Annotated in this window: 19 protein-coding genes; 10 read left to right on the plus strand and 9 right to left on the minus strand. The window is 70.7% G+C overall.

Translation table 11 applies throughout. From position 1 onward, the window contains the following. Positions 1–7 precede the first annotated feature (7 nt). The 6 genes from QBJ89_RS12755 to QBJ89_RS12780 all read right to left on the minus strand — a co-directional run bounded on the left by QBJ89_RS12755 (position 8) and on the right by QBJ89_RS12780 (position 8,794). Positions 8–298, minus strand: a complete 291-nt coding sequence (locus tag QBJ89_RS12755) for a hypothetical protein (protein ID WP_277980862.1) — start codon at positions 296–298, stop codon at positions 8–10. 136 nt (positions 299–434) lie between these two features. Beyond that, on the minus strand, positions 435–1,328 hold the full coding sequence (locus QBJ89_RS12760) for a DUF535 family protein (protein ID WP_277980863.1): 894 nt from the start codon (positions 1,326–1,328) through the stop codon (positions 435–437). 183 nt (positions 1,329–1,511) lie between these two features. Further along, complete coding sequence (locus QBJ89_RS12765; RefSeq protein WP_277980864.1) at positions 1,512–1,664, minus strand: hypothetical protein; 153 nt, start codon at positions 1,662–1,664, stop codon at positions 1,512–1,514. Positions 1,665–1,892: 228 nt separating this feature from the next. Then, on the minus strand, positions 1,893–5,567 hold the full coding sequence (locus QBJ89_RS12770) for an error-prone DNA polymerase (RefSeq protein ID WP_277980865.1): 3,675 nt from the start codon (positions 5,565–5,567) through the stop codon (positions 1,893–1,895). Positions 5,568–5,613: 46 nt separating this feature from the next. Beyond that, positions 5,614–8,130, minus strand: coding sequence for a Y-family DNA polymerase (locus tag QBJ89_RS12775; RefSeq protein ID WP_277980866.1), 2,517 nt, complete (start codon positions 8,128–8,130; stop codon positions 5,614–5,616). Continuing rightward, positions 8,045–8,794 (minus strand): ImuA family protein, encoded by a 750-nt coding sequence (locus QBJ89_RS12780; protein ID WP_277980867.1) that lies wholly within the window; start codon positions 8,792–8,794, stop codon positions 8,045–8,047. Before QBJ89_RS12780 ends, QBJ89_RS12775 begins: the two co-directional genes overlap by 86 nt. A 357-nt stretch (positions 8,795–9,151) precedes the next feature. Here QBJ89_RS12780 and QBJ89_RS12785 point away from each other — a divergent pair, with 357 nt between their 5' ends. From QBJ89_RS12785 to QBJ89_RS12800, 4 genes are all read left to right on the plus strand, one after another. Then, entirely contained in the window at positions 9,152–10,429 is a 1,278-nt protein-coding gene (locus tag QBJ89_RS12785) for a 3-methyl-2-oxobutanoate dehydrogenase (2-methylpropanoyl-transferring) subunit alpha (protein ID WP_277980868.1), read from the plus strand. A gap of 199 nt (positions 10,430–10,628) precedes the next feature. Beyond that, positions 10,629–11,633, plus strand: a complete 1,005-nt coding sequence (locus tag QBJ89_RS12790; RefSeq protein WP_277980912.1) for an alpha-ketoacid dehydrogenase subunit beta — start codon at positions 10,629–10,631, stop codon at positions 11,631–11,633. A gap of 6 nt (positions 11,634–11,639) precedes the next feature. Further along, positions 11,640–13,079, plus strand: coding sequence for a dihydrolipoamide acetyltransferase family protein (locus QBJ89_RS12795; protein ID WP_277980869.1), 1,440 nt, complete (start codon positions 11,640–11,642; stop codon positions 13,077–13,079). Between the two features lie 28 nt (positions 13,080–13,107). Further along, positions 13,108–13,941, plus strand: coding sequence for a protein phosphatase 2C domain-containing protein (locus tag QBJ89_RS12800; RefSeq protein ID WP_277980870.1), 834 nt, complete (start codon positions 13,108–13,110; stop codon positions 13,939–13,941). A 149-nt stretch (positions 13,942–14,090) separates the two neighbouring features. Here QBJ89_RS12800 and QBJ89_RS12805 read toward each other — a convergent pair whose 3' ends face one another. The 3 genes from QBJ89_RS12805 to QBJ89_RS12815 all read right to left on the minus strand — a co-directional run bounded on the left by QBJ89_RS12805 (position 14,091) and on the right by QBJ89_RS12815 (position 15,858). Continuing rightward, the gene (locus QBJ89_RS12805) at positions 14,091–14,234 is read right to left on the minus strand and encodes a lmo0937 family membrane protein (protein ID WP_183921672.1); all 144 of its coding nucleotides are present in this window, start codon (positions 14,232–14,234) and stop codon (positions 14,091–14,093) included. 98 nt (positions 14,235–14,332) lie between these two features. Then, on the minus strand, positions 14,333–14,473 hold the full coding sequence (locus QBJ89_RS12810) for a lmo0937 family membrane protein (protein ID WP_219756004.1): 141 nt from the start codon (positions 14,471–14,473) through the stop codon (positions 14,333–14,335). Between the two features lie 56 nt (positions 14,474–14,529). Then, positions 14,530–15,858, minus strand: coding sequence for a PQQ-dependent sugar dehydrogenase (locus QBJ89_RS12815; RefSeq protein ID WP_277980871.1), 1,329 nt, complete (start codon positions 15,856–15,858; stop codon positions 14,530–14,532). 248 nt (positions 15,859–16,106) lie between these two features. Between QBJ89_RS12815 and QBJ89_RS12820 the strand changes: the two genes are divergently transcribed. The 6 genes from QBJ89_RS12820 to QBJ89_RS12845 all read left to right on the plus strand — a co-directional run bounded on the left by QBJ89_RS12820 (position 16,107) and on the right by QBJ89_RS12845 (position 23,592). After that, complete coding sequence (locus tag QBJ89_RS12820; RefSeq protein ID WP_277980872.1) at positions 16,107–18,491, plus strand: PAS domain-containing protein; 2,385 nt, start codon at positions 16,107–16,109, stop codon at positions 18,489–18,491. Positions 18,492–18,546: 55 nt separating this feature from the next. Further along, the gene (locus QBJ89_RS12825; RefSeq protein WP_277980873.1) at positions 18,547–20,070 is read left to right on the plus strand and encodes a sensor histidine kinase; all 1,524 of its coding nucleotides are present in this window, start codon (positions 18,547–18,549) and stop codon (positions 20,068–20,070) included. Then, the gene (locus tag QBJ89_RS12830) at positions 20,067–20,516 is read left to right on the plus strand and encodes a response regulator (RefSeq protein WP_183921667.1); all 450 of its coding nucleotides are present in this window, start codon (positions 20,067–20,069) and stop codon (positions 20,514–20,516) included. The genes QBJ89_RS12825 and QBJ89_RS12830 overlap by 4 nt, the downstream gene beginning before the upstream one ends. Before the next feature lie 8 nt (positions 20,517–20,524). After that, positions 20,525–21,562 (plus strand): response regulator, encoded by a 1,038-nt coding sequence (locus QBJ89_RS12835; RefSeq protein WP_277980874.1) that lies wholly within the window; start codon positions 20,525–20,527, stop codon positions 21,560–21,562. Positions 21,563–21,696: 134 nt separating this feature from the next. After that, positions 21,697–21,960 carry a hypothetical protein gene (locus QBJ89_RS12840; RefSeq protein WP_277980875.1) on the plus strand — a complete coding sequence of 88 codons (264 nt, stop codon included), beginning with the start codon at positions 21,697–21,699 and terminating at the stop codon, positions 21,958–21,960. 645 nt (positions 21,961–22,605) lie between these two features. Continuing rightward, complete coding sequence (locus tag QBJ89_RS12845) at positions 22,606–23,592, plus strand: NAD(P)H-dependent flavin oxidoreductase (RefSeq protein ID WP_277980913.1); 987 nt, start codon at positions 22,606–22,608, stop codon at positions 23,590–23,592. The last annotated feature ends 48 nt before the right edge of the window (positions 23,593–23,640 follow it).

The raw sequence follows: 23,640 nt of genomic DNA on the forward strand, positions 1-23,640 counted from the left end.
GTCGGCCTCAGCCCGCAGTCCCGCAGGGCCATTCGACCAAGACCCGGCCGTTCGGGAAAGTGGTGATGCAGCCGCACTCGCTGCCGTCACAGATCAGCTCGACGGTCTGGAGCCGGCGCTCGCCATGCTTCACCGTCTTGGCCTCGAACTTGAGCGCGCCTTCGGGCAGTTCGCCGAGCCCGACGGCGCCGCGGAAGATCGTGGCCAATTCGTCGAGCCGCTCCTTGATCTCACTCGACAAACGCGTGACCCGCGCCGATTCGGCATCATCGAGTTCGTGTTGACGCTGTTCGGTCATGATCGCCTCCAGTGTTGACGCTGGAACGAGCATGACGCTGCGCTTTCAGATAAGGCGAGTCAATCAGCAAAATCCGTTGGATCGGCCGGTAAATCTTACACTATACTGCGCCGCCAAAGCTGAGCGCGGTACTTTTCTACAAAGGTGTTGTGACAAAATTCGGTCGACCCGTCGCCGTCGCAATCGCGGCGAGCATGTCGGCGCGCAGCGCGACGCGCATGCGCCGGCGGCGCCGCGTGCGCGAACGGTGCTTGCCTGAAACCTCGCCCTCCTCGGCTTCCTCGCGGCGCGGGTCGACGAGGTAGAAGTCGGCGGCGGTGAGCTCGCCGTCGAGCTTGGCCCAGAGCTCGTCATAGTCGAGCGTGCTCGACCGCCCGTCGACGACATAGCCCGCTGCCACCTGGGTCCGGTTCGATGGCCCCGCCAGCAGCGCGGCGCCGAGCGCCTCCGCCAGCGTCGCCGCGGCAAGCAGCAGCAGCGTCGGCGCGGCGATCTCGCCATTGGCGCGCGCGGCGTAGCGCAGCTCTTCGCGCACCTGATAGCCGCCCTGCAACCCACCGACGAGCAGCACCGGCACATCCGCCGCGCCGATCAGCGCGCCGCTCACCAGCGCGAAGGTCAGCGTGAACAGCCGCTGCCCGTCGAGCAGGAAGGCGAGTTCCGCCTCGCCCTCCATCGGCGCCAGCCGCGCGGGGGTGAGCAACAGCGCGTGGTGGCGACCCTCCTCGTCGTGCCGCTCCCACAAAGTGAACGGCGCCCGCCACAGCGTGTCGCCGTGCGCGGCGGCGTGGCGCGCAACAAAGTCATGGTGGTGGATCAGCGCGGCGAGCCGCTGGCGGCGGCTGAGCGGGGCGGCGAGATAGGCGCCGACATATTTGAACGACCCATGTCGCGTGCCAGGACCCCGTGCCGCGGCGACGCCGGCGCGACGCGCACGCGCCATGGCGCGCCGCAGCCGCACCTGCTCGATCGGGTGACGCAGCAGGCCGAGCAGCTGCCGCGCGCGACGCGATGGCTTAAGTGCCAGCATGCGTGCCTCGACGATCGGAGCCCGTGCTCATCCGTTCTGTTGTCCTGCGTTCCGGCTGCGATTGCGTCCGCGGCGGCCACGGGCCGGGGTCGCGCCGCCGGGCGATGTTGCAAAGCACCGGAAAGTTCAAGCTAAATTGCTGTGGGTTGGAACGGTCGTCCGGAAGCGGCACGCACCGCCGTCTCAGCGCGGGACAAAGCCGCGGAGCAGCAGGCCGGTGAAGCGGGCGCCGCGGTTACGCTCGGCGGCGGAACGGCACAGCGCCGCCGCTGTGTCGTCGGAGAGCGGCGCGGTGGCACGGCTGATATAGACGATCTGGTGCAGGGAAGCGGTCATTAGCGAGTCGTCCAGCGAGAGGGCAGCGCGCGTCGGCCGACGGCAAGATCGCGGCAAATGCTGACGATGGATTGTAGATTGTTGCAGCGATGGCGTGACTTAGCGTGATGCCCTGATCCGAGCCGCCGTGCTCCTACGCAGGTAGGAGCCCAGCGTCGCGTGTGTCATCCGCGTGCCCCTGGGCTCCGGCGTTCGTCGGAGCACGATCGCGCACTGACGATTCAACCTCTAGTGGAAGTCGTGGCTGGCGATCGGGATCACGTCGTCGCGCCGCTCGCGAAAGTGATAGTCGGAGCGCGGGCGCGGCTGCCATCCCTTATCGCCGCGGTCGGGCGCGCCGGGATAGGTGGCGCCGTCGCCGCGTGCCACCAGCCGCGGCAGGTCGACGTCACCGACCGAGCGCAGCATCGCGGTGAGATCGGTGACGCGATCGACGATGACGTGGATCACCGCGCCTTCCTGCTGCACGCGCCCCTTCAGGCTGACCATCGCCGAGGACATCACGGTGCGGCGCTGCGCCTCGAAGCGGTCGGGCCAGAGGATGCCGTTGGCGATCCCGGTCTCGTCCTCGATGGTGATGAACAGGACGCCCTTGGCCGAGCCGGGGCGCTGGCGCACCAGGATGATGCCGGCGACCTCGACCATCTTGCCGTCTCGCCCGGCGAGGTCGCCGCAGCGAGTCACGCGCGCGTCGGTGAGCCGCGGGCGCAGGAATTCGAGCGGGTGCGCGCGCAGCGACATCTGCGTGGCGCGATAGTCTTCCACCACCTCGCGCCCCTGGGTGAGCCGGGCGAGCGTCACCGGCTCCTCGCGCCGCTCGATCCCGGCGAGCAGCGGCAGCGGCGTCTCGCCCAGCCCGCGGATCGCCCACAGCGCCTGGCGCCGGTCGAGCCCGAGCGCGTGGAAGGCGTCGGCGCGCGCCAGTTTCTCAAGCGTCGCCAGCGGCACGCCCGAGCGGCGCCACAGGTCCTCGACCGAGGTGAAGGGCGCGTGCGCGCGTGCGGTGAGGATCCGCCCGGCGTCCTCGCCCGAGAGGCCGTGGATCACGCGCAGCCCGAGGCGTAATGGGGCGAGTGGTGCGACGACGCGTCGTGGCGGGTTGCCGGTGGGCGATGACGTATGATCCAATTCGTTCGAGCGGCCGTGCTCCTGCGCACGCAGGAGCCCCGTGCCGCGCGGGTCACGCTCATGGCCCTGGGCTGCGGCGTCGGCCGGGGCACGATCGCGCCCTGACGGGGCAGACCCTGCATCCGCGTCACTGCGGTGCAGACCGTGGTCCGGTAGCGAAGGCCGTTGCGGCGCTAGCGTCATTCTCCCCCAGCCGCCGTCCCGGACTCGTTCCGGAAGCCAGCCCTCAGCAGGTGCCTCGATCACTGCGTGCGCGGCACCCTGGCCCCCGGAACAAGTCCGGGATGACGGAGGAGCGGGTGGTGATGAGGGCGCCGTTCTCCGGCCGTCCGAGTTCGCCCCACACCGCACGCTCCCCCCGCGCGCCGCCGACGGCTCCCCCTCCACCAGCGCCGTGTCCCACTCGCTCTCCAGCACGCAGGGCGGGCGCACTGCCACGCCGTGCGCGCGCGCGTCGCGGACGATCTGGGCGGGCGCGTAGAAGCCCATCGGCTGCGCATTGAGCAGCGCCGCGCAGAACACGTCGGGATGGTGGCATTTCATCCACGACGAGGCATAGGCGATCTTGGCGAAGCTGGCGGCGTGGCTCTCGGGGAAGCCGTAGCTGCCGAAGCCCTCGATCTGCGCCACCAGCCGCTCGGCGAAGGCCTCGCTGATGCCGTTGCCGCGCATCCCCGCGATCAGCCGCTCGCGGAAGCGCCCGACCCCGCCGGTCAGCTTGAACGTGGCCATCGCGCGGCGCAGCTCGTCCGCCTCGCCCGGGGTGAAGCCGCCGCCGATGATCGCCACCTGCATCGCCTGCTCCTGGAACAGCGGCACGCCCAGCGTCTTCTCCAGCACCGCGCGCAGCGCCTCGTTGGGATATTCCACCGTCTCGCGGCCCTCGCGGCGCTTGAGATAGGGGTGGACCATGTTGCCCTGGATCGGCCCCGGCCGCACGATCGCGACCTGGATCGCGATGTCGTAGAAGGTCCGGGGCTTCATCCGCGGCAGCATGCTCATCTGCGCGCGGCTCTCGATCTGGAATACGCCGAGCGTGTCGGCCTGCTGGATCATCTTGTAGGTCGCCGCGTCGTCGCCCTGCAGCGCCGGGCTGGCGAGGTCCATGGCGATGCCCTTGTGCGCGGCGAGCAGGTCGAAAGCGCGGCGCATGCAGCCCAGCATGCCGAGCCCGAGGATGTCGACCTTCATGAAGCCGAGCTCCTCGATATCGGCCTTCTCCCACTCGATCACGCGCCGGTCGACCATCGCGGCAGGCTCGATCGGGACGAGCTGGTGGAGCGGCTCGCGCGTCAGCACGAAGCCGCCGGGGTGTTGCGACAGGTGGCGCGGCGTGCCGATCAGCTGCTTGGCGAGATCGAGCGCGAGCGCCAGCCGCGGCTCGGCGGCGTCGAGGTGGAGCGCTTCGACATGCTGGGTCGGCACGCCCTCGTTCGACCAGCCCCAGACCTGGCTGGCGAGCGCGCCGGTCATGTCCTCGGGCAGACCGAGCACCTTGCCCACCTCGCGGATCGCGCCGCGGGTGCGGAAGCGGCTGACCACCGCGGTCAGCGCGGCATGGTCGTGGCCATAGCTTTCGTAGATCCACTGGATCACTTCCTCGCGCCGCTCGTGCTCGAAGTCGATGTCGATGTCGGGCGGCTCGCTGCGCTCCTCCGAGATGAAGCGCTCGAACAGCAATTGGTGCTTGATCGGGTCGATCGAGGTGATGCCGAGCACGAAGCAGATGATCGAATTGGCCGCGCTGCCGCGCCCCTGGCACAGGATCTGCTGCCCGCGCGCGAAGCTGACGATCGAATTGACCGTGAGGAAATAGGGCGCGTAGCCCATCCGCTCGACCAGGGTCAGCTCGTGCGCGAGCTGCTCGGCATAGCGTGGCGGGGGTGCGCCGTCGAACAGTCGCGCCAGCGCGTCGCGCGACAGCCGAGCGAGCGCCTCCTGCGCGCTGCGCCCGCTCATCACCAGCTCGTCGGGATATTGATACTGCAGCTCGCGCAACGAGAAGGTGCAGCGTTCGGCAATCGCCTCCGTCGCGGCGAGCGCGTCGGGCCGGTCGCGGAACAGTCGCGCCATCGCCCCCGGCGGCTTGAGGTGACGGTCGGCGCTGCGCTCGCGGCGGAGGCCGAGTTCGTCGATCGTGCATTTCTCGCGGATCGCGGTGACCACGTCCTGGAGCATGCGCTGCTCGGGCGCGTGGTACAGCACGTCGCCGGTGGCGAGCGGGGTGAGCCCGTGCGTGCGCGCCGCCTCGCTCAGCCGGTGGAGCCGCAGCTGCTCGCCGGGGCGGCGGTAGTGGGTGAGGCAAACATGGCCGGCGTCGCCGAACAGGTCGGCCATCCAGCGCATCTGCTCGGGGTCGGGCTCATGGCCGGGGACGAGCGCGGCGACCAGTCCCTGCGCGTGCGCCGCGACGTCCTCCCAGTGGAGGAAGCAGCGCCCCTTCTCGCCGCGCTGCGCGTCCGCGCGCGCCTTGCCGCGGCTGAGCAGCGAGGTGAGCCGCGACCAGCCCGCGCGGTCCTCGGGCCAGACCAGCAGCGAGGCGCCGTCGACCAGATCGAGCCGACAGCCAGGGATCGAGCGCACCTCGAGCCCGCTGTCGCGGCGCACCTGGTCGCAGGCGTAAAGCGCGCGCACCACGCCCGCGACCGAGTTGCGGTCGACCACGCCGAGCGCGGGCATGCCCATCGCCGCCGCCATGGCGAACAAATGCTCGCACGACGAGGCGCCGCGCAGGAACGAGAAATGCGTGGTGACCTGGAGCTCGCTGTACGTCACGGGGCCGCGCGCCCGTGTCGCAGGGAGCGAGGTGGCATCGTCCCGCTCACCCGAACGTCCCGTGCATGTACCAGCTGAGGTCGCCGGTCTCACCGCGCTCGCCGTCGCCGCGGCGGAACAGCCAATAGCGTCGCCCCGCCTCGTCCTCGACCTGGTAATAATCGCGCACCGCGTCGCGCTCGCCGCGGCGCCGCCACCACTCGCCAGCGATCCGCTCGGGCCCGTCGCCGCGCACCACCACATGCGACTCGCCGCGCCAGGTGAAGCGCTTGGGCGGCTGGTCGGGCAGCTCGGCCAGGACATGGTCGAGCGGCTCGGGGCGGCGCAGCAGCCGCGTCGGGCGCGGCCAGCGCGGGTGCCACGGATGGTCCGCGTCGCGCGTGTCGAGCCGGCGCACGTCGTCGCGGCGCAGCGCAGGAGCGGTGCGCTCGGGTGGATCGAGCGGCGCGGCGCCCGTCACCGAGCGCTCCGGCACCTCGCTCTCCACCGCGCGCGCGCGCCACAGCCGCGCCGCGCCGATGCGGTTGACGATCGCGTCTACCAAGGGCGCGAGGTCGGGGCGTTCGCCGTCCGCCAGGTCGCCGTCGCAATATTCGGGCGCGAGCGGATCGGCGCGCTGGACGTGGAGCGTCAGCGCCTCGATTCCGAAGCCGGGATCGATCCGTTCGACCCGCCGCACCAGCAGTCGCAGCAGATGATCACGCGCGCGCGTCGGCCGCGCGAAGCCGACGCGCAGCGTCTGCACAGCGGCATCCACGCGGGTGGCCGCCAGCAGCAGCGCGCGCGCGCCGCGGCCCGTTCGCGCCAGCTCGGCGGCGAGCCGGTCGACCAATTGCCCGATCCAATGCGCGATCGGCTCGGCAGTGAGCAAGGGCTCGGCGAAGCGCTGTTCCACCGTGATCGCTACCGGCGGCACCACCGGCGCGAGCGGCTCGGGCGCGCGCCCGCTCGCCTGGTCGAGCCGCTGCGCCAGCGCGGTGCCGAACCGTCGCGCCAGCGGCGCGCGCGGCAGCGCGGCGAGCTGGCCGACGGTGTCGACGCCGAGCCGGCGCAGCAGCTCGAGCGCACGCTCGTCGACGCGGAGCGACGCCACGGGAAGCGGCGCGAGCGCGTCCAGCGTCTCGCCCGGCGGCAGGATCGTCACGCCGCCCTGCTCGGGCTCGGCGTGGTGCGCACAGGCCCAGGCCGCGCCCGCGGTATCGGCGATCGCGACGCGCGCGGTGATGCCGATCCGCGCGAGCAGCCGCACCAGCCGCTGCGCCAGCCGCGACTCGCCGCCGTGGAGATGCGCCACGCCGGTGAGGTCGAGCAGCAGCGACTGCGAGTCCTCGATCGCCACCACCGGGGTCCAGCGCCGCGCCAGCGCGACCGCGAGCCGATGCAGCGCGCGCTGGTCGCCCGCTGGGTCGGCGTCGCGGACAACAATCTCGGGGGTGGCGGCGCGCACCTGGGTCAGCGCCATGCCGGGCTCGACCCCGATCGCGCGCGCCGCGGACGAGGCGGCGGCGATCTCGACCCGACTGCCCACCTTCTGCACGGTGACGAGCGGCGCCGCGGTGTCGCGGGCTGGGCCGGGAGCGACGCCGGTCGAGGCAGTCGCGGCGGGGTCGCGGCAGACGCGCGCGACCGTGCCCGCGGTGGTGCGGCCGGTGTCGAAGAAGGCGGCAACCTCCTTCACTGCGGCGCCGGGGTCGTTGGAGCCGGGGCGGCGCTCCTTGGCGTCGGTCTTGTCCGGGTGCGGCCCGTCGCCGGGGTAGCGGATCGCGGGCATCGCGTTCCACGCGCCGCTCAGCGCGGGGGAGACATGGGGGGGGTGGCGCTGCTCGGGCGCGGTGAGGGCGTCCGTGGTGGAAGCCGAAGGGCCGCCGGCTGCGGTGGAGCCGGGTACGACGAGGCGAACGGTGGGGCTCGCCCCTTCTCGGCCCCTCCCGTGTTGAGGGATCCGGCCTTCCGCCGCCGCGTGCACGGCACCCTGGACCCCCGAACTGGTTCGGGATGAGAGTGGGGGTAGGGCAGAGGCGCGCGCCTCGTCACCACGACCTTGCGGCCGGGCCGCACCCCCGCCGCGCTCGCGCTGCCGCGACGTCGGCCGTACGCCCTCGCCGCCGGTGCGCACCGGCGCCATCACCGGTTCGGGCCAGCCGCTGGATTTCCCCCCATCGTCGCCGGGCAGCCGCTTGAACGGATGCTCCGCCGCCTCGCTGCGGCGTCCCATTTCGCGCATCGGCGGGCGTTGGTGCGGCGCGATCGCGGCGACGCGGCGCGCGACGTCGGCGCGGGTCTCGCCCGCCCAGCACGCATCCGCGCCGCCAGTCGCGTCATCGACGCCGCGGAGCGGACCGGGCAGATAGTCGCCGTCGTCGCGCGCCCAGCGCGCGCCCGGGCGCCAGCCCGAGTTCCTGGGTGCGTCGCACTGCTTGCCGCCCTGCTCGGCATCGCCCGCCGCCTTGAGCGCGGCAAGGTTGAGCGCTGCGCGCTCAGGCGGCGGCGCGAGCGCCGGCTCTGCCCGCCGCAGCCGGTCGATCGACCAGTCGGGCAGGTAGAGCGATGCGACCCGTTTCATCGCATGCCTCCACGATTGTCTGAAAAGGTTCGCCGTTGCGTTGCCGCACCAGCGCGAGGTCCCAGCGCGCGCGGCCCACGCCCGCGACCGGCAGCGGCGCCGAGGGGGCGGAGCCGACGCGCCAGCGCGTCACCGCCGCGGAGGGCACTGCGAGCGGGTCCGCCCCCTCGCGCGCGTGGCGCTTGAGCAGCAAGGCAATGGTGCGCCCGCCCTCGGCGGCGAGCTGGAGCCGGCGCGTCGAGGCCATCGCCGCGCGGCGGGTCTCGCCGATCACCGCGCCGAGCGCGCGGTGGCGCAGGCCCTCCTCCATCAGCGCGAGCACCTCGGCATCGTCGCTCGCCTCGGCGTAAAGCACGCGATCGGGCGCGAGCCCCGACTGGTAGAGGCCGGGCGCGAACAGGTCGCGCCGCCGCACCACCCACAGCACCGGTCCCCAGGCGCGCGCGGCGACTCCGGCGAGGAACAGCGTGGCCGAGGCATCGTCGCCCAGCGCTGGCGTGGCGGCGGCGACCTCGTGCAGCGCGTCGAGCCGCAGCCCGCCATTGGCGAGCCGCTCGTCGACCGCCGGCACACCGAACGGCAGCACCGGGCGACGGCGATGGCCGTCTCCCTCGATCGCGCTGAGCGTGTCGCGCAGGGACTGGAGGACGCTCGACTCGGACACAGGGGACGACTCGCTGGTGAAGTGACGTTCTTAGTTTGTTCTTATAGGTTGAGTCGAGTCGGTATGCGACTGGCGCGCGGCACAGCGATAGCTGCTCTCCACTGGCGCCAGCCCAAGCCGCCACCCCAGCGGACGCCGGGGTCCAGTTGGGTGACGTAAGTGAGTCTGATGACGGCTTTCCCACTTCAACCCCCGGCGTTCACCGGAGCGGGATGAGAACGCGCACGTCATTTCCGTAGCAGTGACACGAAGGCTTGCGTCCTCGTCATCACCAAGGGGCTTCCGCTTCGCTTGAAATATAATTACAAGCCGACCCAAAGTCGTCCCAAGCCAATCGGGCGGCGAGGAGAGTGGACCTTGGGCGACGCCCGCAACCTGAAGCCGCTGACGCTGCACGTCCCCGAGCCGCGCTTCCGCCCCGGCGACGCGGCCGATTTCGGCGATCTCGAGGTGCCCCCCGCCGGCGCCGCGCCGCGCCCCGACACGGCCGCGCACCCGCGCGACTTCACCGATCTGGCCTATACGATGGTGCGCGTACTCGACGAGCAGCACCAGGCGGTCGGCCCGTGGAACCCGCGACTCAGCCCCGACACGCTGCGCCGGATGCTGCGCCACATGGCCACGGTGCGTGCCTTCGACGAGCGCATGTTCCGTGCGCAGCGCCAGGGTAAGACCAGCTTCTACATGAAGTCGCTCGGCGAGGAAGCGGTGGCGGTGGCCGCGGCACACGCGCTCGACGCCGAGGACATGTGCTTTCCGTCCTATCGTCAGCAAGGCCTGCTGATCGCGCGCGGCTGCCCGCTGGTCGACATGATGAACCAGATCTACTCGAACACCGGCGACAAGCTGCAGGGCAAGCAGTTGCCGATCATGTATTCGGAGAAGCGCTTCGGCTTCTTCTCGATCTCGGGCAATCTCACCACGCAATATCCCCAGGCGGTGGGTTGGGCGATGGCCTCGGCCTCCAAGGGCGACACGCGCATCGCCGCCACCTGGTGCGGCGAGGGCAGCACCGCCGAGGGCGACTTTCACTCCGCTTTGACCTTCGCCACCGTCTATCGCGCGCCGGTGATCTTCAACGTCGTCAACAACCAATGGGCGATCTCGAGCTTCTCGGGCTTCGCCGGGGCGGAGGCCACCACCTTCGCGGCGCGCGCGATCGGCTATGGCATTGCCGGGCTGCGGGTGGACGGCAACGATCCGCTCGCGGTCTACGCCGCGACGTTGTGGGCGGCGGAACGCGCGCGCACCAACGTCGGGCCGACGCTGATCGAGCATTTCACCTACCGCGCCGAGGGTCACTCGACGTCGGACGATCCGTCGCAATACCGTTCAACGGGCGAGCCGACGGCCTGGCCGCTAGGCGACCCGGTGCGACGGCTCAAGGACCATCTGGTGGCGATCGACGAATGGGACGAGGCGCGGCAGGAGGCGATGGACCGCGCGGTCGCCGAGGAAGTCCGCGCCGCGCAGAAGGCGGCGGAGGCCAACGGCATTCTCGGCCACGGCCTGGCGCAGCCGCTCGACTCGCTGTTCGACGGCGTGTTCGAGGAGATGCCCTGGCACCTGCGCGAGCAGCGCCAGATGATGATCGACGAGGAAGCGGCGAGCGGCCGCCCCTGGGATCGGAAGTGACGATGGCTTTCGAGATCCTCCCCGGAACGGGGAGGGGAACCAGCCGCAGGCTGGTGGAGGGGGCTCTCCACCAGTGCTGTCGCCCGCGGAGAGCCTCCTCCACCACCACGCTGACGCGTGGCGGTCTCCCTCCCCGTGCCGGGGAGGAATGATGGACGCGACTATGACCGACGTGATCGACACCCCCTCCACCACCCGCATGAACATGATCCAGGCGATCAATTCGGCGATGGACGCGACGATGGCGCGCGACCCCGATGTGATCGTGATGGGGGAGGACGTCGGCTATTTCGGCGGCGTCTTCCGCGCCACCGCGGGATTGCAGGCGAAATACGGCAAGACCCGCGTGTTCGACACGCCGATCACCGAGTGCGGGATCATCGGCGTCGCGGTCGGCATGGGCGCTTATGGCCTGCGCCCGGTGCCCGAGATCCAGTTCGCCGACTATATCTACCCCGCGCTCGACCAGCTCGTCTCCGAGGCGGCGCGGCTGCGCTACCGCTCGGCGGGCGACTTCACCGCGCCGATCACGGTGCGCTCGCCCTATGGCGGCGGCATCTTTGGCGGGCAGACTCACTCGCAGTCGCCCGAGGGCATCTTCACCCATGTCTCGGGGATCAAGACGGTGATCCCGTCCACCCCGTATGACGCCAAGGGGCTGCTGATCGCCGCGATCGAGGACAATGACCCGGTGCTCTTCCTCGAGCCCAAGCGCATCTACAATGGCCCGTTCAACGGCCACTGGGACCGCCCCGCGGAAAATTGGTCGAAGCATCCCGGCGGCGAGGTACCGACCGGCCATTACACCGTGCCGCTCGGCCAGGCGAAGGTGGTGCGCGAGGGCGAGGCGGTGACGATGCTCGCCTATGGCACGATGGTGCACGTCTGCGCGCAGGTGGTGGCGGACACCGGCGTCGACGCCGAGATCATCGACCTGCGCACACTCGTCCCGCTCGACATCGAAGCGATCGAGCGCTCGGTGAAGAAGACCGGGCGCTGCATGGTGGTGCACGAGGCGACTCGCACCGGCGGTTTCGGCGCCGAGCTCGCCGCGCTGGTGCAGGAGCGTTGCTTCTACCACCTCGAAGCGCCGGTCGAGCGAGTCACCGGCTTCGACACGCCCTATCCGCACAGCCTGGAATGGGCCTATTTTCCCGGCCCGGTGCGGATCGGCCAGGCGCTCAAGAAGATTCTCAAGGACTAGACGCACATGGCGCGCTTCACCTTCAAGCTGCCCGACATCGGTGAGGGCATATCCGAGGCCGAGATCGTCGCCTGGCACGTCCAGGTCGGCGACCGCGTCGAAGAAGACCAGCAACTCGCCGACATGATGACCGACAAGGCCACGGTCGAGATGGAGAGCCCGGTCGCCGGCGTGGTGGTCGAGCGCGCGGGCGAGGTCGGCGACCAGGTCTCGATCGGCGCGCCACTGGTGGTGATCGAGACCGAGGAGGAGCGGGGCGGTACTGCTGACGTGCCGCCGCCGGTCGAGGAGGACACGCTCGGGGCGGAGAACCCCGGCGTGGAGGAGACTCAGATCCTTCCCGAGATGGGGAAGGGGCGCGAGGGCGGAGCCGGTGGTGGAGGTGGGGCGCCGCGAACGCTGCCGGCGGAGGAGCTCCTTGCAGCTGCCGCTCCGCCCGCGGAGCCCCCCCTCCACCACCCGGCTGCGCCGGGCAGTCCCCAGCACCGGGTTGACCACGCCTCGCATGGTCAAGGATCGTCCGGGGGACGATCCGACCCGATGCTCCGTGCCGGGGAGGAGCTCAGAGTCCTCGCCTCTCCCGCGGTCCGGGCCCGCGCGCGCGATCTCGGCGTCGACCTCGCGCAGGTTCGCGTCGCCGAGGGCGACCGCGTCCGTCACGCCGATCTCGACGCCTTCCTCCGCTACGGCGGCGGCGAGGGTTACCACCCGCCGCATGCCAGCCGCGCGCGCGAGGACGAGCAGGTCCGCGTCATCGGCATGCGTCGCCGCATCGCCGAGAACATGGCCGCGGCGAAGCGCCACATTCCGCATTTCACCTATGTCGAGGAGATCGAGGTCACCGCGCTCGAAGCGCTGCGCGCGCAGCTCAACGCACGCCGCGGCGAGCGGCCCAAGGTGACCCTGCTCCCGCTGCTGATCGTCGCGCTGTGCCGCACCTTGCCCGACTTCCCGATGCTCAACGCGCGCTACGACGACGAGGCCGGCGTGGTGACGCGGCACGGCCGGGTGCACCTCGGCATGGCGGCGCAGACCGACGCCGGGCTGACGGTGCCGGTGATCCGCGACGCGCAGGACCGCAACGTCTGGCAGCTCGCCACCGAGATCGCGCGACTCGCCGCGGCGGCGCGCGCGGGCAAGCTGCGCCCCGACGAGCTCGGCAACGGCACGATCACGCTCACCTCGCTCGGCCCGCTTGGCGGCATCGCGACCACGCCGGTGATCAACCGACCCGAGGTGGCGATCATCGGCCCCAACAAGATCGTCGAGCGCCCCGTCTTCGTCGCGCCGGAGGAGGCCGGGCGTGGCGACGCGATCCGTCGGGCCAAGCTGATGAATCTCTCGATCAGCTGCGATCACCGCGTGGTCGACGGGCATGACGCGGCCAGCTTCGTGCAAGCGTTGAAGGGGCTGATCGAGGCGCCGGCGCTGCTCTTCGTCGACTGAGCCGCGCGGGGCGGCTAGGGGCGGGGCCATGCACCTCGACCTGCTCCAGTCGCTCAGCCTGTGCGGCGATCTCGCCACGCCCAACGACGACCGCGCCGGCGCGAGCGCGCGCTGTGCCTGGGTGATCGATGGCGCCACCGACCTCGCCCCGCCAAGCTTGCTCGGCGATCGCGGCGGTGCGGCTTGGCTTGCCGCGACCGCCGACGCCGCTTTCGGGTTCGGCGAGGCCGCCGACCTGCGCGCCACCTGCGCGTCCGTGTTTGAGACGGTGGCGGCACGGTTCGCGGCCGAGCGGCGGCGCGATCCCGCGGGCGCGTGGGAGCTGCCGAGCGCCTCGTTCGCGGCGGTTCAGCTGGTCGGCACCGCGCTCGAGGTGGCCTGGGCGGGCGACTGCGCGATCCTGCGCGTGGGTGCCGACGGCGCGGTCGACTGGCTCACCCCTGCGCCCGACCGCGCGGGGGAGAGCGCCGAGGCGGCGGCGCTGGGTGACGCGCTCGGCGGCCTGCGGACGCCAGCGGTGATCGCGGATCGTCGCGCCGCGCGTGAGCGGCCGGGTCGGCGCGTGCTCGGCGTGGATGCGGCAGCGTCATCGGTGGCGACCGACCATGCCCGCGTTATGGTCGCGCCAGGTGATCGATTGCTGCTGATGAGCGACGGCTTCGCCGCGCTGGTCGACAGCTACGACGCGTATGACGCGCAAGGGCTGATGGCGGCGGTGGGCGAGCGGGGCGTGGCGGCGCTGGCCGAGGAACTGCGCGCGATCGAGCGCGGCGACGCGCTTTGCCGGCGTTTTCCGCGCTTCAAGTGCAGTGACGATGCCACCGCCTTATGGATGAAGGTGGGGCCGCGCCCTTACTCATAAGGAAGGGCGATAGGAACGAGGCGACTCATACCATTACCGTCGCCCCGCTTTAAGACGGGATCCGTGGCGCCGAGCGAGGTGTGCGGGTCAGGATAAATCCCGGGTCAAGCCCGGGATAACAAGGGATTCCGTTGCCGTGAGTGTAGCGCCTATACCCGGCGGCCGCTGAACAGCTGCACCAGCCCGACGATGATCGCCACCACGAGCAGGATGTGGATCAACCCGCCGGCGACGTGAAGGCTGAAGCCCAGCAGCCAGAGCACCAGGAGAATAACGGCAATCGTCCAGAGCATCGAGGTAACCTCCCCAGTAGGAAGAGGAAAACACTCGCTGTCCGGCGCTGTTCCATGCCCGGGCAACATTTCGTTACAGGCGGGTGCGGGTGCCTTCCTCAGCGGCGGCCGGTGAACAGCTGCACCAGCCCGACGATGAGCGCGATCACCAGCAGCAGGTGGATCAACCCATGGGTCAGGTGGAAACTGAAGCCGAGCAGCCACAGGATCACCAGGATGACGACGATCGTCCACAGCATCGCTCACTCCGCGCTCCGCCCGCACTCATTATAGCGCGGGTGGGGCGCGGTTCGGATCAGCGCGCCGCGGTGACTCGCCAGATCGCGTTGCCGACATCGTCCGCCACCAGCAGCGCACCGGTGCGATCGGTGATCACGCCGACCGGCCGGCCGTGCGCGTCACCGTCAGGCGTGACGAAGCCGGTCAGCACGTCGACCGGCTTGGCTGCTTTCACCGGCCAGCCCGCCGCGTCGAAGGGAACGAACACGACCTTGTAGCCCGACAGTGGCTTGCGGTTCCACGAGCCATGCTCGCCGACGAAAGCACCCTGCGCGAACTGGCCGCCGAGCTTGGCGTCGCCCGCAAAGCTCAGCCCGAGCGCGGCGACGTGCGGGCCCAGCGCATAATCGGGGCGCTTCACATATTGCTGCAGCTCGAGGTTCTTCGGCTCGACCCGTGTGTCGATGTAGCCGCCCCAATAATACCAGGGCCAGCCGAACTGGTCGCCGAGCTCCACCGCGGTGAGATAGTCGGGAACGAGATCGGAGCCGAGCATATCGCGCTCGTTCACCACGGTCCACAGCCGGTTGGTGCCCGGCACCAGCGCCATGCCTTGGGGGTTGCGCAGCCCGGTAACGAAGACGCGGAAGGTCTTCTCCTTGGGATAAACCTGGAGGATCGCGGCGCGGAATTTCTCGCGCTCTAACCCGCCCTCGGCGACGTTCGAGGACGAGCCGACCGAGACGTACAAGGTGCGCCCGTCCTCGGCCGGAATGACGTTGCGCGCCCAGTGGTTGCCGCCGCCGGGCAGCTTCACCACCAGCTCGGGCTTGGCGGTGATGCTGGTCGCGCCCTCGGTATAGGGCACGCGCACCAGCGAGTCGGTGTTGGCGACGTAGAGCTGGCCGCCGAACAGCGCCATACCGGTCGGCGAGTTGAGCCCCGTCATGAACACGGTGCGAGTCTCTGCGCGGCCGTCGCCGTCGGCATCGCGCAGCAAAGTGATGCGATTGGCCGAGGGGCCGCCCGCCCCGACCTTGCCGAGCAGGTGACGCATCACCCAACCCTGGATCCCGCCGCCCTCGCGCGGCGGCGAATTGGTCTCGGCCACCAGCACGTCACCGTTGGGCAGGCGGTAAAGCCAGCGCGGATGGTCGAGCCCGGTCGCGAAAGCGGCGACGCGCAGCCCCGCCGCCGGGGTCGGCGCCTCGCCCGCCTTCCAGCCGACCGGGTCGGCGGTCTTGACCGTGGGCAGCATCTGCTCGCGCGGCGGCGTGATCGTCGGCCTCGCGCCGCTCACCGCGGCAAGGTCGAGCCGCGCGCTGTCAGGCCAGGCGAGATAGGCGACAACGCCGACCGCGGCGAGAACGAGGAGGCCGAGCACGGCGAGGATGTGTCTGCGCATGGTGGCAGATGTAGGGCCAAGCCGCGGGCTTCGCCACCGTCGCGTGTCTCACCCCGCGTCGCCGGAGGCGCTCGGTAGGCGAGCAAGCACGTCGGCGACCTGATGTCACCGGAAGATGGTTGGTCGGGACGATGCTGCGGCGCCGGCGTCGCGCCGCGGCCATGATCGCGCCGGCCTGAACATAGCTCGGCGTGACGTCGCGCCGACGCCTGTGTAAGCTTTGTCATTGCCCGACGATGAGGAGCTTTATGCACGGTGGATCGGTCAGCGCCGTCACGCTCGGGGCAGCAGGGGCGGACGCGCTCGCGGCGCGCCCAGGGCGCGCGCCCGACCATGGCACCGAGGCGGCGATCCTCTCGGCACTCGCGCACGACCTGGCCGACCATCCCGGCGAGCTGCTCCAGCGGCTGACCGACCTGATCGTCGCGCATGGGATGGCCGGCTCGGCCGGTGTCAGCCTGCGCGAGCCACACGGCTTCCGCTGGGATGCGCTGTCGGGCGCCTGGGCAGGCTATCGTGGCGGTGGCATGCCGCTTGACGCGAGCCCGTGCGGCGTCGCGATCGCGCGCGATGCGGCGCTGCTGTTCGAGCAACCGCAGGAGCTGTTCGCCGGTCCCGCGCTCAACCCGCCGGTACGCGAGCTGCTGCTGGTGCCGTTCCACCGCCAGGGCCGCGCCGCCGGCACCTTGTGGCTGCTGGCCCATGAACACGACCGCGCCTTCGACCGCGAGGACGCGCGCTTGCTCGCCAGCCTCGCGCAGTTCGCCGCGAGCGCGCTGGTACTGCGCCAGCGCACCGCCGAGCTGGCGCGCGGGCGCGACCTGTTGCAGGCGACGATGGATGCCTCGACCGACATGATCCAGGTGTTCGAGGCGGTGCGCGACGAGCATGGCGAGATCGTCGACTTTCGCTGGCTGCTCAACAACCACACCTCCGAGAGCAACTATGGCGAGGTGCGCGGCCAGAGCCTGCTGGAGCGCAATCCCGGCGTGATCGAGGAGGGCATTTTCGCCACCTTCAAGCACGTCACCGAAACGGGCGAGCCGCGCCAGGATGAGCGCCACTATGTCCACGAGCAGTTCGATAGCTGGTTTCTCCAGACCGTGGTCAAGCTCGACGACGGCATTGCCACCACCACCAAGGACATCGGCGCCTGGAAGAACGCCCAGGAGGAACTGCTGCGGCTGCGCGACGCGGCGGCGCAGGACAAGGTGCGCCAGAGCGAGGAGCGGCTGCGTCAGTTCGGCGAGGCCTCGCACGACGTGCTGTGGATCCGCGACGCGGCGACGCTGCGCTGGGAATATCTCACCCCGGCGTTCGAGACCGTCTACGGGTTGAGCCGCGATCGCGCGATCGCGGGTGATGCGGCGCAGAGCTGGCTCGATCTCGTCCACCCCGAGGATCGCGCCCTGGCTGAGGCGGCGATGGCGCGCGTGCGCGGCGGCGAGCATGTCGGCTTCGACTATCGCCTCCACCGTCCCGTCGACGGCGCGACGCGGTGGATCCGCGACACCGCCTTCCCGATCCGCGACGGCGGCGGCGCGGTGACGCTGATCGGCGGCATCGGCGAGGATATCACCGAGGTGCGCCAGGCGGCCGAGGCGGTGCGGCGCAGCGAGGAGCGGTTGCGCAGCGCGGTCGAGGTCGGCCGGCTGGGCCTGTGGGACTGGGACGTCCGCACCGGGGAGGTGCACTGGTCCGACGAGCATTTCCGCATGCAGGGTTACGAAGTCGGCGAGATCCGGCCCAGCTACGAGGCCTGGCGTGACCGGCTTCACCCGGAGGATCGCGCCGGCGTCGAGGCGGCGCTCCGCGCGGCGATGGACGGGCACGGCGAGTATAGCCGCGAGTTCCGCATTGTCCGGCGTGACGGCACCGTGCGCTGGCACGACGCGCGCGGTCGCTTCTTCTACGACGCTGACGGCGCGACCCGGATGGTGGGGGCGATGGTCGACGTCACCGACCGGCGCGAGTGGGAGGAGCGCCAGGCGGTGCTGATCGCCGAGCTCCAGCATCGCACGCGCAACCTGATGGGGGTGGTGCGCTCGATCGCGGACAACATGGCGCGCACCAGCACCGACCTCGCCGACTTCCGCGCGCGCTTCACCGACCGGCTCGACGCGTTGGCGCGCGTGCAGGCATTGCTGTCGCGGCTCAACGACGTCGACCGGGTCACCTTCGACGACCTGCTGCGGAACGAACTGGTCGCGATGGGCGGCATCGACCGGACAACGCTCGAGGGCCCTGCCGGGGTCCGGCTGCGCTCCTCGACGGTGCAGACCCTGGCCATGGCGCTGCACGAGCTCGCCACCAACGCGGTGAAATATGGCGCGCTGGGGCAGCCGGGCGGGCGCCTTACGGTGACGTGGCGGCTGGAACCGGGGCGGCTGGAACCGGGGCAGCCGGAGCCGGCCGCGCCGGGCACGCGGCCGTGGCTGTACATCGACTGGCGCGAGCGCGGCGTGGCGATGCCCGCGGCGAGTGCGGCGACGAGCGGGGGCGGGCAGGGGCGCGAGCTGATCGAGCAGGCGCTGCCCTATCAGCTCGGCGCACGCACCGCGCTGACGCTCGAGCCCGACGGCGCGCATTGCATGATCGCCCTCCCGGTCTCGGCGAGTTCCGGCGAGGGATGAGCCGGCGCGCGTCCCGGCTGGCCTAAGCCGCGCGCGCGCGCTAACCGCCGGCGCCGTGGCCACGCCCCGATTCCTTCTGCCGCCCGAAGGCAAGATTGCCCCCCGGCTCACCGCGCTGCTGGTGCCGGGCTTCCTCGCGCTGCTCGCCGCCGGCGGCGGCGCCGCCTGGGTGACGCGGCAGAACCAGGTCCATACCCGCGCCGTGGTCCATACCTACGAGGTCGAGAAGGCGGTGCTGGAAGTGCGCCGCGTGATCGAGGAGGTCGAGGCGACGCGGCGCGGGGCACTGCTCGCCCCCGCCACCGCGGCCTATCGCGACGGCTACCACCGCGCCACCGCCGAGCTGCCGCAGCGACTGGTGACGCTGGCGCGGCTCACCGCCGACAATCCGCGCCAGCGCGACAATCTCGCCGGGCTTCAGCTTCAGCTCGGCGCGCTGTCGCAGCGTCGCGCCGAGACGATGGCGCTGATCGAGCGCGGCGACCAGCGCGCTGCCCTCAGCGCCTTCCGCGCCGACACCGAGGCGAGCAGCATGCGCGCGGTGCGCTTCCTGATGAACCGCATGGCGCGTGAGGAACGCCGCCTGCTCGCCCTCCGCGATCAGGACCTGCGCGTCACCGAGCGCGCCTTCTACGCGGTGCTGGTGCTCGCCGCGGTGCTGCTCGCCGCGCTCGCGGTAATCGCGCTGCTCACCGTGCTCGCCTATACGCGCGACCTGGCGCGCTCGCGCGACGCCACCCAGGGGTTGGCGGACAGCCTTGAGGAAATGGTGGCCGAGCGCACCGAGGATCTCACCCGCGCCAACGAGGAGATCCAACGCTTCGCCTATATCGTCAGCCACGACCTGCGCTCGCCGTTGGTCAACGTGATGGGCTTTACCGCCGAGCTCGAGGCGGCGACGGGACAGCTCGGCGCGCTGGTCGACGCGGTCGAGGCCGAGGCGCCGCAGCTGCTCAGCGAGGACGCGAAACTGTCGGCGCGCGAGGACCTGCCCGAGGCGATCGGCTTCATCCGCGCCTCGACGCAGAAGATGGACCGGCTGATCAACGCGATCCTTCAGCTCTCGCGGCAGGGCCGGCGCCAGCTCGCGCCCGAGCGGATCGACGTGGCGCAGCTCGTCGGGCAGATCCGCGACACGCTCACCCACCGCCTCGCCGACGCCGACGCCACGTTGGAGGTGGACGGCGCGCTGCCCGTGGTGATCAGCGACCGCTTCTCGCTCGACCAGGTGTTCTCCAACCTGATCGAGAATGCGGTGAAATATCTTCGACCCGGCGTGCCCGGGCGAATCACGGTGAGCGGGCGGCGCGAGGCGCAGCGCGTGATCTACGCCGTCGCCGACAACGGCCGCGGCATCGACCCGCGCGACCATGCGCGCGTGTTCGACCTGTTCCGCCGCTCGGGCGCGCAGGACAAGCCGGGCGAGGGGATCGGGCTCGCCACGGTGCGCGCGCTGGTGTTTCGATTGGGCGGCACGATCAGCGTCGAGTCCAACCTGGGACAGGGCGCGACCTTCACGCTATCACTACCACTGACGCTGGAATCGCAACGTCCTGAAGGGCAGGGTAAAAACGAATGAACGCGCATCAGTCGGTCGGCATCGTCATGATCGAGGACGACGAGGGCCACGCGCGCCTCATCGAGAAGAACATCCGGCGCGCCGGGATCCTCAACGAGATTCGTCACTTCACCGACGGCACCAGCGCGCTCGACTATATCTTCAACGATCCGGTCGGGCCCGCACTCAGCGGCCCGGCGCTGATCCTGCTCGATCTGAACCTGCCCGACATGAGCGGCACCGACATCCTGACGCGGATCAAGAACAGCGACGGCCCGGTGAAACGCACCCCCGTGGTGGTGCTGACCACCACGGACGATTCGCGCGAGATCCAGCGCTGCTACGATCTCGGCGCCAACGTCTACATCACCAAGCCGGTGAACTATGAGAGCTTCGCCCAGGCGATCCGCCAGCTCGGGCTGTTCCTGTCGGTGATCCAGGTGCCCGACCTCGACGGGGCGAACTGAGCGCCGCCGTGACCATCGCCGCGGGCACCCGCATCCTCTACGTCGACGACGATGCCGGTATCCGCCGGTTGGTGGCGCGCGCGCTCGAGCGGCGCGGCTATCAGGTCACCACCGCCGATGGCGGCGAGGCGGGCGTGGCGGCGGCGGCGGCCGAGCATTTCGATCTGGTTGCGGTCGATCATTACATGCCGGGGATCGACGGGCTGGAGACGCTCGAGCGGCTCCACGCGCTGCCCATGCCGCCGGCGGTGGTCTATGTCAGCGGCTCGGAGGACACGCGCGTCGCGGTGGCGGCCTTGCGCGCGGGCGCGGCTGACTATGTGGTGAAGACGCCGGGCGACGACTTCTTCGACCTGCTCGACGCCACCTTCCGCCAAGTGCTGGCACGCGCCGAGGTGGAGGCGCTCAAAACCCGCGCCGAGGCCGAGCTGCGCGCCAGCAACGCGCGGCTGGAGGCGCTGCTCGCCGAGGTCAACCACCGCGTCGCCAACTCGCTCCAGCTGGTGTCGGCGATGGTGCGGATGCAGTCGTCCGCACTGGAGGATCCGGGCGCGCGCGCTGCGCTGGAGGACACGCAGCGCCGCATCAGCGCGATCGCGCAGGTCCACCGCCGGCTCTACACCGGCGACGATGTCGAGCACGTCGAGATGCGCGACTATCTCGCGCAGCTGATCGAGGAGCTGGGCGCGACCTGGTCGACCAGCGAGGCGCCGCGCCGGCTGAGCCTCGCCGCCGAGCCGTTGCGACTGCCAACCGACCGGGCGGTGTCACTCGGCGTGATCGTCACCGAACTGGTGAGCAACGCGTGCAAATACGCCTATCCCAACGGCGACGGCGAGGTGCGCATCGCGCTGGCGCGCGACGGCGAACTGCGCTTCCGCCTGGTGGTGGAAGACGACGGCATCGGCATCGGCGACGACGGACCGAAGGGCACCGGCGTGGGCTCGCGGCTGATCCGCGCCATGGCGCAGAGCCTCGACGCCGCGCTCGACTATGACGCCGCGCACCCCGGCACGCGCGCGGTGCTGGCGGCGGCGATCCGGTAGGAAGCAACGCTCCCCCAAGCGGGGAGGATCTTGCGCCGCCACCCGCCGCAATTGTCAAATGACTGCAACAACAGCCTGTTCTAGGAAGCCCCACGCGCCGCGCGCAGAGGTGGCGCCGTCAGGGAGATCACCGAATGTCGCGTCTCATCAACTTGGTCGCGGGTGTCGCCGCGATGCTCGCGCTGCCCGCCGCCGCGATTGCCACGCCCGCCGCCAACCCGGCGTCGTCGCTCTCGGTCGCGCATTCCGCCCGCGCCGCCAGCGGCAGCGGCAACGCCAGCAAGATCGGCGCGGAGGTGCCGACCACCACGCTGATCAGCATCGGCATCCTCGCCGCGCTGACCGGTATCGTGCTGCTCGTCGCCGACAATGGTGACGATAACAGCGATAGTAATTGATCGAAGATCGGCCGGCGCGGCGCCCCCCCCCGGGTACCGCGCCGACCCGTCTGCGGCGCGGCTCAGCGCGCCAACTGCAACACCAGCTCGGCCGCCACCAAGACCGTGGCCCAGCTCGCCGCGGTCAACGTCGCGAGCACCGAGTAACGCCGACGCGTCGACATCATGCCGTTCATCATCATCCCCTCCCGATGTTGTCTGCCAAGATTAAGCGATGGGTCGCGCCGCTAAAAGCGAGTCGCACTGACATATTTTTAAAATTTTCCCGCTTTGGTTCAGTGCCTTCCTGGTGTGTCAGCGAAGCAATGTGAGCGCCAGCGCGATCGATCCGGCGAGCAGCGCCCAGCTCGCCGCGACCAGCACGACCAGCAGCGCCGCGCGCCGCCGCCGCGGCCATTTCCCGTCCGCCATCGCCATACCCTTGCTCGCCTCTTACTGCCTCCTCTCGTAGGGCGATTGCGCCGATCGGCGTGGCGAAGACGCGGAAAATCGGGCGACCACCTTCCGGTTTTTCCTCCTCGCGGCGCGAGTGATTGCCGTTGCCGCGCCGTGTGATTAGGGCAGGGCATGACCGACACGCTCGCTCCCGCCGCCGCCGCTCCCGCCACCGACGCCGCGAGCGGCGCCGCGCGCCTCGCCCGCCGCATGGCGCGCGGCGCCGCTTTCCTCGGCAGCGAGGTGGCGATCATGGCCGGGGCGATGTCGTGGGTGAGCGAGCGGCACCTCGTCGCGGCGATGTCCAACGCTGGCGGCTTCGGCGTGATCGCCTGCGGTGCGATGACGCCCGAGCTGCTCGACGCCGAGATCGCGGGCACCACGTCGCTCACCGACAAGCCGTTCGGCGTCAATCTCATCACGATGCACCCCGCGCTTGACGAGCTGATCGCGGTGTGCGCGCGCCACGGCGTCGGCCATGTCGTGCTCGCCGGCGGGCTGCCGCCCAAGGGGGCGCTCGAGGCGATCAAGGCCGGCGGCGCCAAGGTGATCTGCTTCGCGCCGACGCTGGCGCTGGCGAAGAAGCTGATCCGCTCGGGCGTCGACGCACTGGTGATCGAGGGGATGGAGGCGGGCGGCCATATAGGACCGGTCTCGACCAGCGTGCTGGCGCAGGAGATGCTGCCCGAGATCGCCGCCCAAGTGCCGGTATTCGTCGCGGGCGGGATCGGACGCGGCGAGGCGATCGCGGGCTATCTCGACATGGGCGCGGCCGGGGTTCAGCTCGGCACGCGCTTCGTCTGCGCCACCGAGTCGATCGCGCACCCGAAATTCAAGCAGGCGTTCATCCGCGCGAGCGCGCGCGATGCGGTGGCGAGCGTGCAGCTCGACCCGCGCCTGCCGGTCATTCCGGTGCGCGCGCTCAAGAACGCGGGCGGCGAGCTGTTCACCGCCAAGCAGCGCGAGGTCGCCTCGTCGCTCGACGAGGGACGCGTGGCGATGGCGGAGGCGCAGCTCCAGATCGAACATTATTGGGCGGGCGCGCTGCGCCGGGCGGTGATCGACGGCGATGTCGAGCACGGCAGCGTGATGGCGGGCCAGTCGGTCGGCATGGTAAGCAAGGAGGAGCCGATCGCCGACATCATCGCCGCGCTGATGGCCGAGGCGACGCACGCATTGGAGCGCCGCGCCGGCTGAGGCGCCGCGATGCCGGTCGCGTGAATGCAACGTCGGCGCGTGTCGCTG

The sequence above is a fragment of the Sphingomonas phyllosphaerae genome (assembly GCF_029623345.1).
Taxonomy (GTDB): Bacteria; Pseudomonadota; Alphaproteobacteria; order Sphingomonadales; family Sphingomonadaceae; genus Sphingomonas; species Sphingomonas phyllosphaerae_C.

Coding starts and splice junctions, on each gene's coding strand:
- QBJ89_RS12755 (WP_277980862.1), bottom strand. CDS start 298: ATGACCGAACAGCGTCAACACGAACTCGATGATGCCGAATCGGCGCGG.
- QBJ89_RS12840 (WP_277980875.1), top strand. CDS start 21,697: ATGTCGCGTCTCATCAACTTGGTCGCGGGTGTCGCCGCGATGCTCGCG.
- QBJ89_RS12765 (WP_277980864.1), bottom strand. CDS start 1,664: ATGACCGCTTCCCTGCACCAGATCGTCTATATCAGCCGTGCCACCGCG.
- QBJ89_RS12820 (WP_277980872.1), top strand. CDS start 16,107: ATGCACGGTGGATCGGTCAGCGCCGTCACGCTCGGGGCAGCAGGGGCG.
- QBJ89_RS12810 (WP_219756004.1), bottom strand. CDS start 14,473: ATGCTGTGGACGATCGTCGTCATCCTGGTGATCCTGTGGCTGCTCGGC.
- QBJ89_RS12790 (WP_277980912.1), top strand. CDS start 10,629: ATGAACATGATCCAGGCGATCAATTCGGCGATGGACGCGACGATGGCG.
- QBJ89_RS12830 (WP_183921667.1), top strand. CDS start 20,067: ATGAACGCGCATCAGTCGGTCGGCATCGTCATGATCGAGGACGACGAG.
- QBJ89_RS12795 (WP_277980869.1), top strand. CDS start 11,640: ATGGCGCGCTTCACCTTCAAGCTGCCCGACATCGGTGAGGGCATATCC.
- QBJ89_RS12775 (WP_277980866.1), bottom strand. CDS start 8,130: ATGAAACGGGTCGCATCGCTCTACCTGCCCGACTGGTCGATCGACCGG.
- QBJ89_RS12815 (WP_277980871.1), bottom strand. CDS start 15,858: ATGCGCAGACACATCCTCGCCGTGCTCGGCCTCCTCGTTCTCGCCGCG.
- QBJ89_RS12800 (WP_277980870.1), top strand. CDS start 13,108: ATGCACCTCGACCTGCTCCAGTCGCTCAGCCTGTGCGGCGATCTCGCC.
- QBJ89_RS12805 (WP_183921672.1), bottom strand. CDS start 14,234: ATGCTCTGGACGATTGCCGTTATTCTCCTGGTGCTCTGGCTGCTGGGC.
- QBJ89_RS12845 (WP_277980913.1), top strand. CDS start 22,606: ATGGCGCGCGGCGCCGCTTTCCTCGGCAGCGAGGTGGCGATCATGGCC.
- QBJ89_RS12760 (WP_277980863.1), bottom strand. CDS start 1,328: ATGCTGGCACTTAAGCCATCGCGTCGCGCGCGGCAGCTGCTCGGCCTG.